This is a genomic window from Streptomyces sp. NPDC001002 (assembly GCF_053599215.1).
Map to the genome: position 1 here is coordinate 17049 of NZ_JBSFLV010000105.1, position 13906 is coordinate 30954.

Sequence of the window (13906 nt, forward strand, 5' to 3'; positions counted from 1 at the left end):
GAGCACCTTGACCGCCATCGACCCCACCGCCCACTTGACCGCGGAGCAGATCGAGGAGCTCGGCCGCGAACTGGACGCGATCCGCGACGAGGTGATCGCCGACCGCGGTGAGAAGGACGCCGCGTACATCCGCAAGGTCATCTCGGCGCAGCGCAAGCTCGAACTGGTCAGCAGGGGCGTGCTGTTGTTCTCGCTCTTCCCGCCCGCGTGGGTGATCGGCACCGCCGGTCTGTCCGTGGCGAAGATCATGGACAACATGGAGATCGGCCACAACATCCTGCACGGCCAGTGGGACTGGATGCGGGACCCGAAGATCCACTCCACCACCTGGGAGTGGGACCATGTCTCGCCGGCCGACCAGTGGAAGCACTCGCACAACGAGCTGCACCACACGTACACCAACGTGATCGGCAAGGACAACGACCTCGGCTACGGCATCATGCGCGTCGACGAGGACCAGCGGTGGCACCCGATCTACCTCGGCCAGCCGCTGTGGAACTTCCTCAACGCCTGCTTCTTCGAGTACGGCATCGCCGCGTACGACCTGGAGCTCGGCAAGAACCTGCAGAAGCGCCGCCGCAAGAACCCGGAGTTCCGCGCGCGGGCTAGGGCCGTGGGCCGCAAGATCCGCAAGCAAGTGCTCAAGGACTACGTGATCCACCCGCTGCTGTCGGGCCCGTCGTTCCTCCCCACGCTCGCCGCCACGTTCACCGCCAACCTGGTCCGCAACCTCTGGACCCACTCGGTGATCATGTGCGGGCACTTCCCCGAGGGCGTGCAGGTCTTCGAGCGCCGGTCGATCAAGGGCGAGACGCGCGGTCAGTGGTACCTGCGCCAGATGATGGGCTCGGCGAACATCAGCGGCAGCAAGGCCATGCACTTCATGACCGGCAACCTCTCCCACCAGATCGAGCACCACCTGTTCCCGGACCTGCCGAGCAACCGGTACGCCGAGGTCGCGGTGAAGGTGCGCGCGCTGTTCGAGAAGTACGAGCTGGAGTACGTCACCGGCCCGCTGCCCAAGCAGGTGTTCTCCGCGTGGCACAAGGTCTTCCGGCTCTCGCTCCCGAACAAGACGCCCAAGGACAAGGACAAGGCCAAGACCCCGGACCGCGAGCAGGAACTCGTCGCGGCCTGAATCCCGGTACGGGTTGAGATCTTCCGGACCTACCGGCGCCACCGCCGGGTCCGGTGAGGTCCGTTGCGGGCAGTGGGCGGCCGTGACATCAGACCGTACGACATGGGATCCGGCAATCCGGTGTCAGGCTGTGTGCACGGACTCAACGCTCACAGCCACAGCCGAGTACGCGCGCTCACCTGACTGCGCTGAACCACCCCGGCCGCACCTCGGTCAGAAGCGGGTGCAGCGACCGCACTGCGGAGCTCAGGTCCTCATCCGTGACGTCAACAGCCTCGGGCAGGCTCAGCCCGTACCTGCGCAGCCGCCAGAGATCGAAGACTTCGGTCCCGTCTGCCGCGAAGTCCACATCGACCTCGGTGCCGTCGTCGCTGACGAAGCGGCAGCCTGCCCCGTGAACCGTGTAGGAGTAGAGGCCGATGTGCGCGCTCCGACTGATCCGGCTCGACCGGGCCAGGTCAAGGACATCTGCCAGTCGATCAAGTGAGGGGATCGCCACGCGCATGGCCTCGTCCACCGCACGCAGAGCGTGAACGTAACCGAGCACGAGGTTCCGTGCGTCCCCAACCTGTTCCATACGGCCGCCCCCTCTGAGCCCGTGGCTGAGGGAATTGTTCCACTTCCTCAGCCCTCACCCGGCCCCGCGATAGGGCGAGCCCATCGTGGTGAGCCTGGACAGCGGCACGATCTCGCCGGGCCGGCAGCCGTGGGCAAAGAGGGCATGGATGCGGGCGCCGTCGGGCTGCTGTACGCGGTTTGAACTCGCGATGTCGGGTTCCTCGCGAGGTGACGTGCGTCAGATGTGGGCCCTGACTTGCTGCACTGGATGGCCGAGTGCGTTCCCGATGGCGATCACTTCCTTGTCGCTGAACCAGGCGCGCTCTGGGTTCCAGACGGCGATCTCGAAGCGTGCAAACCCACAGGGCCAGTCGTACTTCAGCGCGTCCAGTGAGGTCGCGGTCTCGCAGCAGGGGACCACCACGGCGAGGGTTGCGAAGCCGTCGTCGCAGTGGGCTTCGAGCAGGTCAGCCCACCACTCGGTGTCGATCGACCCGCCGCAGTGGGGACAACCGATCTTCTGCAGATTCTGACCGCAGTCGACCACGGTGAGTGTGTCGTGCCAGGTGACGTCGATTTCGACGTCGGTGCCGTCGGGAAGCCCAGGGGCCAGTTCCTCCACGATCGACGCAGCACGCTCAGCCGCGGCCTGCTCAGGTTGCCAGTGCGGGTCGGTCGGAATGACAGAAAGGACATCGTCACTCACGGGGTCACTCGATTCATCGGGCGGAACCTCATCCAGGCGACGCGATGTTACTGAACGTGCATTCGAGTAGCTGGTTCCAGGGGTGGTTACTCGTCGAGGGTCAGGCCAATGGCGAGGCCCGCATCCAGCTTGCGAAGGTGCGGGCGCCCATCATGAGCGGATCCGCTTCTGGGCGGTCCAGGAGTCCGGCGGATCGTGGGCATCGTCATCCCTCGTTGAGATAGATCGCAGCGGTCTCCCGGGCCCTTCGGGCCATGAGCTCCCGTAGGTCGTCCGGGGCGAGGACCTCGACGGCGGGCCCGAACGCGAGGAGGGCGGTGGCGGCGAGGAACGACCGGAAGTGCAGTTCGACCTCGGTCCAGCCCTCACCTGGGCCGGCCGAGTTGGAAGGCCTTTCCCAGGTGGGCGCGAGGTCGGTGTCGTGGACGCGTAGGAACATCGCCAGTGTGTCGTCGCGGACTCGGGCGGTGATGGGGAGGAGGGCGGGGACGCCGTCGATGCCCTGGCGCAACTGCTCCCACAGATCGGACAGTTCGGCGTTCGCCCGACGTTGGACGGGTGCGGTCAGAACGCTGGCCGCCTGTGCTCGGTCCGTGCGGAAGAGGCGGGGCTCGCCCTTGTGGTCGGCGACCAGGTACCAGACTCCGGCCTTGTTCACGAGCCCGTATGGGTCCAGCGTGTAGACACTGACGCGGTTGTCCCGGCCGTGGCGGTAGCGCAGTCTCAGTCGGCGGTCTGCGAAGACGGCCTGCTGGAAAGGGGCCAGGCCGACATCGGAACGGCGCGGGCCAGGTGTACCGCGCCAGCGGACGGGGTCGATGATGATGCGTCGGCTCATCAGGTCGGCGTCGGGCCGGTGTGCGGCGGGCAGCGCGGTCATGACCTTGCGCAGCGCGGAGCCGAGTGCCTGTCCGAGGCCCAGGTCGGTGTGGGCGGATCCCGACATCAGGACGAACAGGGCCCGGGACTCGTCCGCCGTCAGGCCGGTGACATCAGTGCGGTAGCCCGGTACGAGAGCGATGCCGCCTTGTGGGCCGCGGACGGTGTAGACGGGCACGCCCGCCGCGGACAGGGCTTCCACATCCCGCATGATCGTGCGGACCGAGACCTCTAGGCGGTCGGCGAGGTCCGCGGACGGCAGCTGCCCGTGGGCCTGCAGCAGAAGCAGGATCGACAGCAGGCGGTCCGATTTCATGGCTCCAAAACTCTCTCCCGTATATGACAGACGATGTCATATACGGGAGCAACGATGCAGTCATGGGTCGCGCACCGAGCACGACCCGCTCACCGAAAGAGAGCCCTTCCGTCGTGCGGTCCGCTTCCGCGGCCGCGGCGACGGTGGGCCGAGGAAGGGAACAAGCGCCATGACTGCCACCTCCGCAAGCGCCCGGGACATCGCCGAGGAGTACGTCCGCGCCTGGCTCGGCGGCGATGCCGAGAAGGCGCTGAGCTTCGTCGCCGAGGATGTCGTATGCGAAGCGCCCGGCGGCCGTATCGAGGGCTTGACCGCCTATCGCGAGTTCCTCGCCCCGTTCGTGAGCCGTCTCGTCGGCGGGCAGTTGACCGACGTACTGGCCGGCGACGACGCGCACGCGGCGACCGTCTATACCGTCGATCTGCCCTTCATCAAGGCATTCCGCGGCATGGAGTATCTGACCGTCCAGGACGGTCGGATCACCGAAGTGGTCAGCGTCTTCGACCTCACGCCGATCATCAGCGCCGGCACCCAGCCCAAGGGCTGACACACCCGCGCTCGCGAGCCCGCGGCACGCCTTTCCGGCAGCCGCGGGCTCTTGGCCGTCGGCTGAAGGTCCGCGAGAAGCTCCGGGTCAGGGCTGCCCGTGGTACGTGAACTCCAGGCTGTAGCCATCGGGGTCGAGGACGTTGGCCGCGTAGTACCCGGGGGCGAAGTAGGGGCGGTCCCCGGGTGCGCCGTTGTCGGTCGCGCCGGCTGCGATGGCCGCCTCGTACGCCGCGTCGACCACCTCCTTCGAGGGTGCGGTGAAGCCGACGTGGGTGCCTGCCGTGGTGGCGCCTTCGCGCAGCCAGAGCGGAAACGCCGTACCGGTGCCGAGCCCCTTGAGGTCGCCGACCCACTCCGGGGCGGACGAGCCGTCGAAGTCCACCAGCTTGGTCATGCCGAACGGCTTCAGCGCCTGGTTGTAGAACTCGACGGAGCGGTCCACGTCGCTCACGTTCAGGAAAATATGGTCGATCACGTCGCATTTCCTCTCTAAAGTGCCCGAGACATCTAGAAGGTAGCGATGGACCAGGACAGGATCGGTCCTGGATCCGTGCCTAGGATCGGAAATGTGACCGCGACCTCAGCCCGCCTGCTGCGCATGCTCGCGGTGCTGTCCAGTCGGCCCTCGTGGACCAACGCCGAACTGGCCCAACGACTGGACGTCACCGAACGGACCGTGCGCCGCGACATCGCCCGCCTGCGCGAAGCGGGATACGGCATCGACTCCGAGGGCGGCCCGTACGGCGGCTACCGGCTGGGCCCCGGCAGACAGACGGTGCCCCTGACACTCGACGACGAGGAAGCTCTCGCGGTCTTCGCCGCGTTGCGCGAGTCCCCGGGCGACGATCCCGCCGCCGTCTCGGCGCTCCTCAAGCTCAGGCATCTGCTGCCGGCGCGGGTCGTCGAGCGACTCGACGCCATGGACAGCAGCTCCGTCGACATCACGCAGGCCGAACACGGCCGAGTCGCCGTCCCGCTCCTGTTCGATCTCGCGGCCGCCTGCCATCGAGGGGAACGGCTGACGCTCACCTACCGCGACACCCGAGGCACCGAGACCCGGCGGCACGTCGATCCCCATCGACTGGTGCGCAGCCCGAACCGCTGGTACCTGGTCGCTTTCGACATCGCCAAAGAGCAATGGCGGACGTTCCGCGCGGACCGCGTCGTCGCCGCTCATACGACAGGCGTGACCGTCGAGCTCGACGACCGGCCGGACGCCGCCGCCATGGTGGCGCAGATGCTGGTGAGCGACTACCCGTACTACGCGACCGCGCGCATCGCCCTGCCGCTGGCGCAGGCCCGTCGGCTGGTTCCGCCGAACATGGGCAGCTGCCGGGCCGACGGTCCGGACGCCACCCACGTCACCATCGGCGGGACCACCCCCGACGGCCTCGCCGCCATACTGTTCCGTCTGCCGACACCGCTCGACCTGGACGCATCCGACGAGGTCTGCCAGGCGGTCCGCCGTCGAGCAGCGCAACTCGTCGAGACCGCTCAGCGCGCCACGGAGCAACGCCACAGGGACCCTTGACGAACCGTCACGCCCCCCCGCACCCCAGAAGCCGGGAGGGGTGTCGGTATCGACGGGCGTGGCCACCCAACGTCACACGTGTTCGTCCGCGTGGGCGGTGATGACGGGCTCGGGGCCGGTGGGCAGGAGTTCAAGCAGGAGGGCCACGGCCTCTTCGGCGGTCTCGACTTCGCCGATCACGGCCAAGGGGTTGCGTCGGCGAACCTTGAACCATCCGTTGTGCAAGGGCTCGATCGAGCCGGCCTGCACCGTCCAGGGGTAGCTGGTGGAGCTGCTGAAGAGCAGGGCGAAGTGGCTGGTGAACGGATACAGCCGCCGGAGTCGTGGTTGCGCGGCGGCAGCCTCCAGCAGTGGGACGATGCCCGGATAGGGGCGTCCGGGCGTACGGAGTTGATGTACCGCCTGCTTCCACTGCCAGGTCAGTCGCAGGGACTGCCAATGAGCCTCGACTACGTCAGCCGGCCCGCGACTGCGCGCTGCGGTCATGTCCGGCAGAACTGGTCTTGGCGGCAGGGGCAGTTGCTGATCGCAGGTCTCGTCATTCGCGTCCACGGTTCCAGTGTCGCGGCCGTTGCCTGAGACCGGTGCTCAGATATCCAAGATCATGATCGTGGGCCGTGCGGGCCATGGAAGAGACTCACGGGGTCACCCGGAGGATCAGGTCGTAGTCAGGGCCGGTGCGGCCGTTGGTCAGGACCCACAGCGAGCCGTCCGGGGCCGTGGTCACGAGCCGTAGCCGGCCGTACTTGCCGGTCAGCAACTGCTCGGGCGACGAGCCGTCCGGGGCGATCCGGTAGAGCCGCTCGCCACGCAGGCCGGCGACCCAGATCCGGCCGCCGTTGTAGGTCATCCCGCTGGGTGAGGCGTCGGCAGGCTTCCACGTCGCGATCGGGTCCGTGTACTTGGATCCCCCACCGGTGCCTTCCACCTCGGGCCAGCCGTAGTTGGCGCCGGGTTCGATCCGGTTCAGCTCGTCGAGGTTGTGGTGGCCGAAATCCGATGCGTAGAGCTGGCCCTTCTCGTCCCAGGCGAGTCCTTGCGGGTCGCGGAAGCCCCAGCTGTACACCGGCGAGCCCTCGATCGGGTTGTCCGGTGCGGGCTTGCCCGTCGGCGTAACCCGCAGGATCTTGCCGCCCAGGTCCTTGCGGTCCTGGGCCCTGGGACGGTCGTCGGCCTCCCCGGTGGTCACGTAGAGCATGCCGTCCGGGCCGAACCTGATCCGCCCGCCATTGTGGATCTCGCCGCTGGGGATACCGGTCAGGATCGGCTCGGGCGGAGTCGACGAGTCCAGTCGCAACCGGGCCACGCGGCTGTCCCGCTCGGTGGTGTAGTAGACGTACACCCAGCCGTCCCGTTCGTAGGAAGGCGAGACCGCCACCCCCTGCAGCCCGGCTTGCCTAGTCGGCTCGGCGATCTCCCGAATGACCCCGACCTCGGTGAGCTTCCCGTCGGGGCTGACCTTCCGCAGGCGGCCGCTCTCACGTTCGGTGACCAGCGCCGACCCATCGGGGAGGAACGCCAGGTCGAAGGGGAGGCGCAGCCCGCTCGCGACCGTCTCCACGGACGCCGGTTTCGCCTCCGGGGCATCGTGGACGGTCGGGCGCGCCCACCAGCCAAAGAAGGAGCCGTAGGAGTAGACCCCCACAGCGGCCGCCGTCACCAGCACAACAGGCAGGCCAATTACGAGCATCCGTCGCCAGCGCACGCGGTGATCGTAGGAACAGCCCCTCCGGTGCGACCACCTCGAAACGGTGACCTTCAGCTGAAGAACAGACTCCGCAGGTTGACCGACGACAGCCATACTCCGCCTCGACACTCCGAGCGGCTTACAGTCCGAGCCGCTCACAGCGCATTCGACCCCGTCGGACTGCCCTTCACCTCCCAGCGGGTTCCACGCCGGACGGGCGCCGTCTCACCCTTTGCCCGGCCCGCGTCGCTGACGACCGGGAAGGGCAACTCCGGGACCTCGGCACCCTTCTTGGGCCGCTGCCTCTCGCACAGCCGCCTCCATGCCACCACGCGCTTGAACGACGGCGAGACCACCTTCGTGAGACCGGGCGAAGCGCGTCACAAGACCGGTCAGGATTCGAGAAGCCCTGGCCGCCACCCAGCCCCTAGCGTGATGGTCATGGCAACCACCGCTTCCACCGCAGCCGGCACAGCCCTTGCGTCCGTCACCCTTGAGGTGGCCGACCCCGAGGCCGCGCGCCTCTTCTACAGCGCCTTCGGCGTGGACACGTACATACGCCTGCGGGCGTCCGAGGAGCCCTCCGCCGGATTCCGCGGCTTCACCCTGGCCCTCACGGTGTCCGGGCCGGCCACCGTCGACGGCTTCGTCGGCGCCGCCGTGGACGCAGGCGCCACGGTGCTGAAGCCCGCCGCGAAGTCGCTGTGGGGCTACGGCGGCGTCGTCCAGGCCCCGGACGGAACGATCTGGAAGATCGCGACCTCGGCGAAGAAGGACACCGGCCCCGCCACCCGCGAGATCGACGAGGTCGTCCTGCTGCTCGGCGTCGAGGACGTGAAGGCCACCAAGCAGTTCTACGTCGGACAGGGCCTGAGTGTCAGCAAGAGCTTCGGCGGCAAGTACGCCGAGTTCGCCTCCGGCCAGTCCAGCCCCCTCAAGTTGGCGCTGTACAAGCGCCGCGCCCTGGCCAAGGACCTCGGCGTCCCGGACGACGGCACCGGCACTCACCGCGTCGTCCTCGGCAGCGCCACCGGCGCCTTCACCGACCCGGACGGGTTCGTCTGGGAGAGCGTCACCTAACCCGCCCCACGCCGTCCTGGCTCCAGGGCCCGGCTCCCCCGCACCCCGCCAGCCTGCCTGCCTGCCCTCGCAAGAGAGGAAACCTGCCATGCCGTCCACGAAGTCACCCGCCGAGAACTCCGGCACGACCACCGACACGTACAGCGGATTCACCGCCGAGGAGCGGGCCGCGATGAAGGAGCACGCACGCGAGGAGAAGAAGGCGGCGGCCAGGCGCGGTTCATCCCGGGCCGAGAAGGAGGCCGCGGCGGAGCAGGACGTGCTCGCCAAGATCGCCGAGATGCCGGCAGCGGACCGCGTCCTAGCCGAACGGATCCACTCGATCATCAAGACCGCCGCTCCCGACCTCACGCCCAAGCTCTGGTACGGGATGCCCGCGTACGCCAGGGACGGCAAGGTCGTCTGCCACTTCCAGAGCGCCGAGAAGTTCAAGTCGAGGTACGCCACGCTCGGCTTCAGCGACCTGGCGGCACTCGACGACGGCTCCATATGGGCTACCGCGTATGCCCTGAGGGAACTGACGACGGCGGACGAGGAACGCATCAGCGCACTGGTCAAGAGGGCGGTGGGTTGAGGAGGCGTCGGCCACCCGTCGGCTCCCTGTCTTCATCCGGCCCAAAGATCTCGCCGCCGGGGTTCACGGAATGTCGTGGGAGCCAACGGCGCCGCCGACAAGGCCGGGTCAGAGCAGGCGCAGGACGCTGACGACCTTGCCGAGGATCTGCGCGTTGTCGCCGGGGATCGGCTCGTAGGCCGAGTTGCGGGGCATGAGCCACACCCGCCCGTCCTGCCGGCGCAACACCTTGACGGTGGCCTCGTCCTCCAGCAGCGCGGCGACGATGTCCCCGTGGTCGGCGCTGTCCTGGCGCCTGACGGTCACGATGTCTCCGTCGCAGATCGCGGCGTCGACCATGCTGTCGCCCGCAACCGTCAAGGCGAACAGGTCGCCGTCGCCCACGACCTGACGGGGCATGCAGTAGACGTCCTCGACCATCTCATCAGCGAGCAGAGGAGCACCGGCGGCGATACGTCCGACGAGCGGTACCTCGACCGGCGCCTCGCTCCGGCTGTCCAGGTCGGGTGCCCATGAAGGGCGGACGCGGTAGGCACGGGGGCGGTGCGGGTCGCGGTAGATGATGCCCTTGCCCTCCAGGGCCATCAGTTGGTGGGCGACGGAGGAGGTACTGGCGAGATCCACGGCCTTGCCGATCTCCCGCATCGACGGCGGATAGCCCTGCTCGCCGACCGCCTGGCCGATATAGCGGACGATAGCCGCCTGTCGGTCCGTCAACTCTCCCGCGGCGGCGCGGACGCCTGGAGGGCGGCCCCGACGATTGGGTGCGGTGTTCTCCATCCGGGCCTCCGTCCAAGATCGTCTGGTAGGACCCTATCTCGCCTCTAACGCGAAATGGAACACCTTCTCGAATTTGCGGCAATCCGCTGAGGGGATTAGGGAGGAGCAGATGTCATTGGTCGAGATGCCTGTCTCCTGGTCGCGACACCTGTCACCGGCGCCCGTACGGCCGGCTGCCATCATCCCGAGATGGCCCACGACATGGCGTCTTCCTCGCTCCTGACGACGAGACCGCCGGAGTGCGTCACCGCCCCCCTTGAACGATGGCGTTGAGGTCTTCGCTCTGCCGCAGCGGTTGACTCGGGCATTGGCTGACGCCGACTTCACTGAACTGGAAGAACTCGCAGGTCGCTGGACCACGAGGCTCAGAGCTGCCGACGGGGACGACATGACCGACGATGATCTGCTGACGGTCCTGCAGGGAGTTGCCCGACTCGCGGCGTCGGCGATGAGCACGGGTGGTGGCCTCTACAGCTGGAGCTTCTGACCGTCCGGTGGAACCTCATACCTCTTCGAGCAGGGGAATCCGCCCCCCTGGCCGACCCCGGAGGGCCGCCTCGGGAACGCTCGCGGTATTGCGAAGCCGATCGCATTCATGACCGATCTCCGCCATCCGACCCACCGACCTCGTACTGCGTCAAAGCGCCGATCAACAGTTCACTCCCCGCCCGCAGCACCCCCTCGTCCCCGTTCAGGTCCTCGGCGAAGGCGAGTTCGATGATCCGGTCGCCGAGTTCGACCGCCAACTCCGCGGTGAGCAGGGTGGCGTCCGGGCGTACCACGTTGGATGCCGTGGCCAGTTCGAAGAGGGTCTTGGCGATGCGTTTGTTGTGCTCGCGGCAGTAGTTGGCGATCGTGGCGTTGACGCGGCCCCGACTCCAGATCATCACGAATCCCGGGCGTTCTCTGCATACCGACGTGAACGCGGCCAGGGTGGCATCCACCAGGCTGTGCAGGCTCACAGCCTCCAACTTCGACGCCGCCAGAGCCAACCGCGCGTCCATCTCCGCGGTGTCGCGTTCGACCAGCGCGAGCAGAATGGCGTCCTTGTCGGCGAAGTACTGATAGATCGAGGCCACCGGGAACGCCGTGGCCTCGGCGATGGCCCGGGTGCCCAGTGCTTCCACGCCTTTCTCGACCACCAGTGCGGCCGCGGCGTCGAGGATCGCCTCCACCCGCTCCCGGCTGCGTTGCTGCACCGGCGCTCTCCGACTCTGCTGCGCGAGGCCCGGATTCTCGGCTGGTGGGGTGGCGTTCATGGCGCTCAGTCTACGAAATGCGCACCTCGGTATTGAGGTCACGCACGGTCACCCGCCTGCCGTGGCCGATACCGATGCACCCTCCTCGCCTCTTGCCGCACCAGACTCGCGGGGGTACTAATGTAAACATGAGTCGTGTTTACGTTTTGAGGCGTGCGGCGTCGCGGACGACACCGGTGACCCCGATCGTGGTGATCGGCGCGGGGCCGGCGGGACTGGCCGCCGCCGGCGCGCTCCATGCGCGCGGTCTGGACGCGCTGGTGCTCGAATGCGACGACACGATCGCCTCCAGCTGGCGGCATCACTACGACCGCCTGCACTTGCACACCCCCAGATGGCTCTCCGGCCTGCCGGGCTTCGCGATACCCGAGAGCGAGGGGCGCTGGGTCTCGCGCGACGGGGTGGTTCGCTACCTGGACGCCTACGCCGAGTTCCACCGGCTGACAGTCCGCACCGGAGTGAAGGTCACGCGCATCGACCGCGAACACGGCGGATGGTCGGTGCGCACGCCCGGCGAGGACCTGCGTGCCCGCACCGTGATCGTGGCCACCGGCTACAACCACACTCCCGCGATCCCCGACTGGCCCGGAAAGGGCGAGTTCACCGGCGAGCTGATCCATTCCAGCGCCTACCGCAACGGCGAGCCGTTCAAGGACCGCGACGTGATGGTGGTCGGCAGCGGCAACTCCGGCGCCGAGATCGCCGTAGACCTGACCGAGCACGGCGCGCGTCGCGTACGGATCTCGGTCCGCACCCCGCCCCACGTGCTGCCCCGCCAGGCCTACGGCATCCCCACCCAGGTCTTCTCGGTGCTGATGCGCCGTATGCCCTCCGCGCTCGCCGACGCCCTGGTCGAGCCCATGCGGCGGCTGACGGTGCCGGACCTGACCGCGTACGGCTTTCCCGATCCGGGCAAGGGCGTGCACACCCGGGCCAGGCGTGGCGAGATCCCGATCCTGGACGTCGGGTTCGTCGACGCTTTGCGCGCCGGGAGGATCACCCCGGTCCCGGCGGTAACCGGGTTCGAGGGGCCGTGGGTGACGCTCGCCGACGGCTCCCGGATCGACCCCGAGGTCGTCGTCGCCGCCACCGGGTACGTCCGAGGCCTGACCGAACTGGTCGGGCACCTGGGAGTCCTCGACGCCAAGGGACTGCCCAGAGCCCATGGCAGGCACACCGCTCCCGAGGCGCCGGGCCTCTACTTCCTCGGATTCACCAACCCGATCAGCGGCATGTTCCGCGAGATCGGCATCGATGCGCGACGCATCGCCAGGACCCTCAGCCACCTGTGAACACCCACGACCCACGGAGAGACCAATGATGACCCCAAGCACACAACCGGTCAGGGACGTCGATGTCGTGGTCGTCGGCGCCGGGATCTCCGGGCTGGTCACGGCGCGCGCGGTTGCCGCCGCGGGCAGGTCGGTGGCCGTCGTCGAGGCCCGCGACCGGGTCGGCGGCCGGGTGTGGAACCACACCCTGGCGGGCGGTGCCGTCGTCGAGTTGGGAGGCGCCTTCGTCGGCCCCACCCAGGACCGCATCCTCGCCCTTGCCGGCGAACTCGGCATCAAGACCTTCAAACAGTACGAGCAGGGCCGCAACGTCTACATCACCCGCACCGGACGCAGGCACACCTACCGCGGCACCACCCCGCCCTCGCCCACGGTCCTGCCCGACGCGCTGCACCTGCAGCTGCGGCTGAACTCCATGTCGCGGCAGGTCCCCGTCGACGCGCCGTGGAACGCGCCGAAGGCGGCCGAATGGGACGCGACCTCGGTGCGCACCTGGCTCAGGAAGAACACCGTCAACCCGCGTACGTCCGACCTCCTGCTGGCCTACCTGCATCCCTTGCTCGGCGCCGACCCGTCCGAGATGTCCCTGCTCTTCCTGCTGTGGTACCTGGCGACCGCAGGGGACGAATCCCACCCCGGCACCTTCGACCGGTCGGCCGGTATCACCGGCGGAGCCCAGGAATCCCGGATCGTCGGCGGATCACAGCTGATCCCGCTGCGTATCGCCGAGAAGCTCGGGGAAGCGGTCGTCCTCGACGCGCCCGTGCGCCGCATCACCCAGGACGACGACCATGTGCTCGTGGTCAGCGACGCCGGCGACTTCAGGGCCGGGCGAGCGGTGGTGGCGATGCCTCCCCAGTTGTGCGGCCAGATCGACTTCGATCCCCTCCCGCCCCCGCTGCGTCAGCAGATGGTCATCCGCCGCCCGATGGGCCGGCTGATGAAGGTCCACGTCGTCTACGACACCCCCTTCTGGCGCGAGATGGGACTGTGCGGCGGCGCGGTCATGGACGAGGACCCGGTGCGCATCACCTTCGAGAACAGTCCGCCCGACGCGAGCGTCGGCGTGATGATGACCTTCATCGGAGGTACGAGCTGGCAGGACTGGGGCAACCGTCCCGTCGAGGAACGCCGTGCCGCCGTCCTCAAGGCGTACGCCAAGCTCTTCGGGCCGAAGGCGCTCAACCCCCTCGACTACATCGAGCAGGACTGGACCCGCGAACGCTGGACCGGCGGCGCGCCCACCGCGATCGCGGGACCCGGAGTCATCTCGACCTACGGCAGTCAGATCCGCACCCCGGTGGGGCGCGTGCACTGGGCCGGCACCGAGACCGCCACCTACTGGACCGGCTACATGGAAGGCGCCGTGCGCGCCGGCGAACGGGCCGCCGCGGAGGTGCTCGCCGTCCTCGAACGCTGAGTCCGCTGGTGCTGGGCTTAGTTGGCGACCTCGGCTCGCCTCTTCCGGACAAGTTTTCCTTCGCCACCGGCTGACGCACCGCACACCCCACAGGCGACGTCGACACCCCTTCCGGAACAGGAACATCTGGATCCCAT

At 68.2% G+C, this 13906-nt stretch carries 15 protein-coding genes; 7 read left to right on the forward strand and 8 right to left on the reverse strand.

The window, feature by feature from the left end; genetic code table 11:
- Nucleotides 1-7 precede the first annotated feature (7 nt).
- Nucleotides 8-1138 carry a fatty acid desaturase family protein gene (locus ACWDR3_RS34640; protein ID WP_450356523.1) on the forward strand — a complete coding sequence of 377 codons (1131 nt, stop codon included), beginning with the start codon at nucleotides 8-10 and terminating at the stop codon, nucleotides 1136-1138.
- Between the two features lie 175 nt (nucleotides 1139-1313).
- On the opposite strand, the gene ACWDR3_RS34645 is transcribed toward ACWDR3_RS34640, so the two are convergent.
- From ACWDR3_RS34645 to ACWDR3_RS34655, 3 genes are all read right to left on the reverse strand, one after another.
- The gene (locus tag ACWDR3_RS34645) at nucleotides 1314-1715 is read right to left on the reverse strand and encodes a DUF6896 domain-containing protein (RefSeq protein ID WP_450356524.1); all 402 of its coding nucleotides are present in this window, start codon (nucleotides 1713-1715) and stop codon (nucleotides 1314-1316) included.
- 219 nt (nucleotides 1716-1934) lie between these two features.
- Nucleotides 1935-2402 carry a hypothetical protein gene (locus ACWDR3_RS34650; protein ID WP_450356525.1) on the reverse strand — a complete coding sequence of 156 codons (468 nt, stop codon included), beginning with the start codon at nucleotides 2400-2402 and terminating at the stop codon, nucleotides 1935-1937.
- A 205-nt stretch (nucleotides 2403-2607) separates the two neighbouring features.
- Nucleotides 2608-3597, reverse strand: a complete 990-nt coding sequence (locus ACWDR3_RS34655) for a helix-turn-helix transcriptional regulator (RefSeq protein ID WP_450356526.1) — start codon at nucleotides 3595-3597, stop codon at nucleotides 2608-2610.
- A 169-nt stretch (nucleotides 3598-3766) separates the two neighbouring features.
- Between ACWDR3_RS34655 and ACWDR3_RS34660 the strand changes: the two genes are divergently transcribed.
- Entirely contained in the window at nucleotides 3767-4144 is a 378-nt protein-coding gene (locus tag ACWDR3_RS34660) for a nuclear transport factor 2 family protein (protein ID WP_450356527.1), read from the forward strand.
- An 87-nt stretch (nucleotides 4145-4231) separates the two neighbouring features.
- On the opposite strand, the gene ACWDR3_RS34665 is transcribed toward ACWDR3_RS34660, so the two are convergent.
- Nucleotides 4232-4621, reverse strand: a complete 390-nt coding sequence (locus ACWDR3_RS34665; RefSeq protein WP_450356528.1) for a VOC family protein — start codon at nucleotides 4619-4621, stop codon at nucleotides 4232-4234.
- Between the two features lie 93 nt (nucleotides 4622-4714).
- On the opposite strand from ACWDR3_RS34665, the gene ACWDR3_RS34670 reads away from it, so the two are divergent.
- Nucleotides 4715-5677 carry a helix-turn-helix transcriptional regulator gene (locus ACWDR3_RS34670; RefSeq protein ID WP_450356529.1) on the forward strand — a complete coding sequence of 321 codons (963 nt, stop codon included), beginning with the start codon at nucleotides 4715-4717 and terminating at the stop codon, nucleotides 5675-5677.
- A gap of 72 nt (nucleotides 5678-5749) precedes the next feature.
- Here ACWDR3_RS34670 and ACWDR3_RS34675 read toward each other — a convergent pair whose 3' ends face one another.
- Complete coding sequence (locus ACWDR3_RS34675) at nucleotides 5750-6229, reverse strand: DUF6193 family natural product biosynthesis protein (RefSeq protein ID WP_450356530.1); 480 nt, start codon at nucleotides 6227-6229, stop codon at nucleotides 5750-5752.
- Nucleotides 6230-6314: 85 nt separating this feature from the next.
- A complete protein-coding gene (locus ACWDR3_RS34680) occupies nucleotides 6315-7382 on the reverse strand; it encodes a PQQ-dependent sugar dehydrogenase (RefSeq protein ID WP_450356531.1) in 1068 nt (355 codons plus the stop codon).
- 423 nt (nucleotides 7383-7805) lie between these two features.
- Between ACWDR3_RS34680 and ACWDR3_RS34685 the strand changes: the two genes are divergently transcribed.
- Together ACWDR3_RS34685 and ACWDR3_RS34690 are read left to right on the forward strand one after the other, a co-directional pair.
- Nucleotides 7806-8444 (forward strand): glyoxalase, encoded by a 639-nt coding sequence (locus ACWDR3_RS34685; protein WP_450356532.1) that lies wholly within the window; start codon nucleotides 7806-7808, stop codon nucleotides 8442-8444.
- An 88-nt stretch (nucleotides 8445-8532) separates the two neighbouring features.
- Entirely contained in the window at nucleotides 8533-9018 is a 486-nt protein-coding gene (locus ACWDR3_RS34690; RefSeq protein WP_450356533.1) for an iron chaperone, read from the forward strand.
- A gap of 108 nt (nucleotides 9019-9126) precedes the next feature.
- Here the strand turns inward: ACWDR3_RS34690 and lexA are convergent, their stop codons facing one another.
- Both lexA and ACWDR3_RS34700 read right to left on the reverse strand, forming a co-directional pair.
- The gene (gene lexA / locus ACWDR3_RS34695) at nucleotides 9127-9798 is read right to left on the reverse strand and encodes a transcriptional repressor LexA (protein WP_450356534.1); all 672 of its coding nucleotides are present in this window, start codon (nucleotides 9796-9798) and stop codon (nucleotides 9127-9129) included.
- A 593-nt stretch (nucleotides 9799-10391) separates the two neighbouring features.
- Nucleotides 10392-11057: a TetR/AcrR family transcriptional regulator gene (locus ACWDR3_RS34700; RefSeq protein WP_450356535.1), complete on the reverse strand. Its 666-nt coding sequence runs from the start codon at nucleotides 11055-11057 to the stop codon at nucleotides 10392-10394.
- 128 nt (nucleotides 11058-11185) lie between these two features.
- On the opposite strand from ACWDR3_RS34700, the gene ACWDR3_RS34705 reads away from it, so the two are divergent.
- Nucleotides 11186-12349: a flavin-containing monooxygenase gene (locus tag ACWDR3_RS34705; protein ID WP_450356536.1), complete on the forward strand. Its 1164-nt coding sequence runs from the start codon at nucleotides 11186-11188 to the stop codon at nucleotides 12347-12349.
- 28 nt (nucleotides 12350-12377) lie between these two features.
- Nucleotides 12378-13769 (forward strand): flavin monoamine oxidase family protein, encoded by a 1392-nt coding sequence (locus tag ACWDR3_RS34710; protein WP_450356537.1) that lies wholly within the window; start codon nucleotides 12378-12380, stop codon nucleotides 13767-13769.
- Nucleotides 13770-13906: the final 137 nt, after the last annotated feature.

Bases quoted from the DNA above. Each gene is read 5' to 3' on its own strand.
- ACWDR3_RS34645 (WP_450356524.1), bottom strand. From the start codon at position 1,715: ATGGAACAGGTTGGGGACGCACGGAACCTCGTGCTCGGTTACGTTCAC.
- ACWDR3_RS34655 (WP_450356526.1), bottom strand. From the start codon at position 3,597: ATGAAATCGGACCGCCTGCTGTCGATCCTGCTTCTGCTGCAGGCCCAC.
- ACWDR3_RS34660 (WP_450356527.1), top strand. From the start codon at position 3,767: ATGACTGCCACCTCCGCAAGCGCCCGGGACATCGCCGAGGAGTACGTC.
- ACWDR3_RS34685 (WP_450356532.1), top strand. From the start codon at position 7,806: ATGGCAACCACCGCTTCCACCGCAGCCGGCACAGCCCTTGCGTCCGTC.
- ACWDR3_RS34690 (WP_450356533.1), top strand. From the start codon at position 8,533: ATGCCGTCCACGAAGTCACCCGCCGAGAACTCCGGCACGACCACCGAC.
- lexA (WP_450356534.1), bottom strand. From the start codon at position 9,798: ATGGAGAACACCGCACCCAATCGTCGGGGCCGCCCTCCAGGCGTCCGC.
- ACWDR3_RS34700 (WP_450356535.1), bottom strand. From the start codon at position 11,057: ATGAACGCCACCCCACCAGCCGAGAATCCGGGCCTCGCGCAGCAGAGT.
- ACWDR3_RS34705 (WP_450356536.1), top strand. From the start codon at position 11,186: ATGAGTCGTGTTTACGTTTTGAGGCGTGCGGCGTCGCGGACGACACCG.
- ACWDR3_RS34710 (WP_450356537.1), top strand. From the start codon at position 12,378: ATGACCCCAAGCACACAACCGGTCAGGGACGTCGATGTCGTGGTCGTC.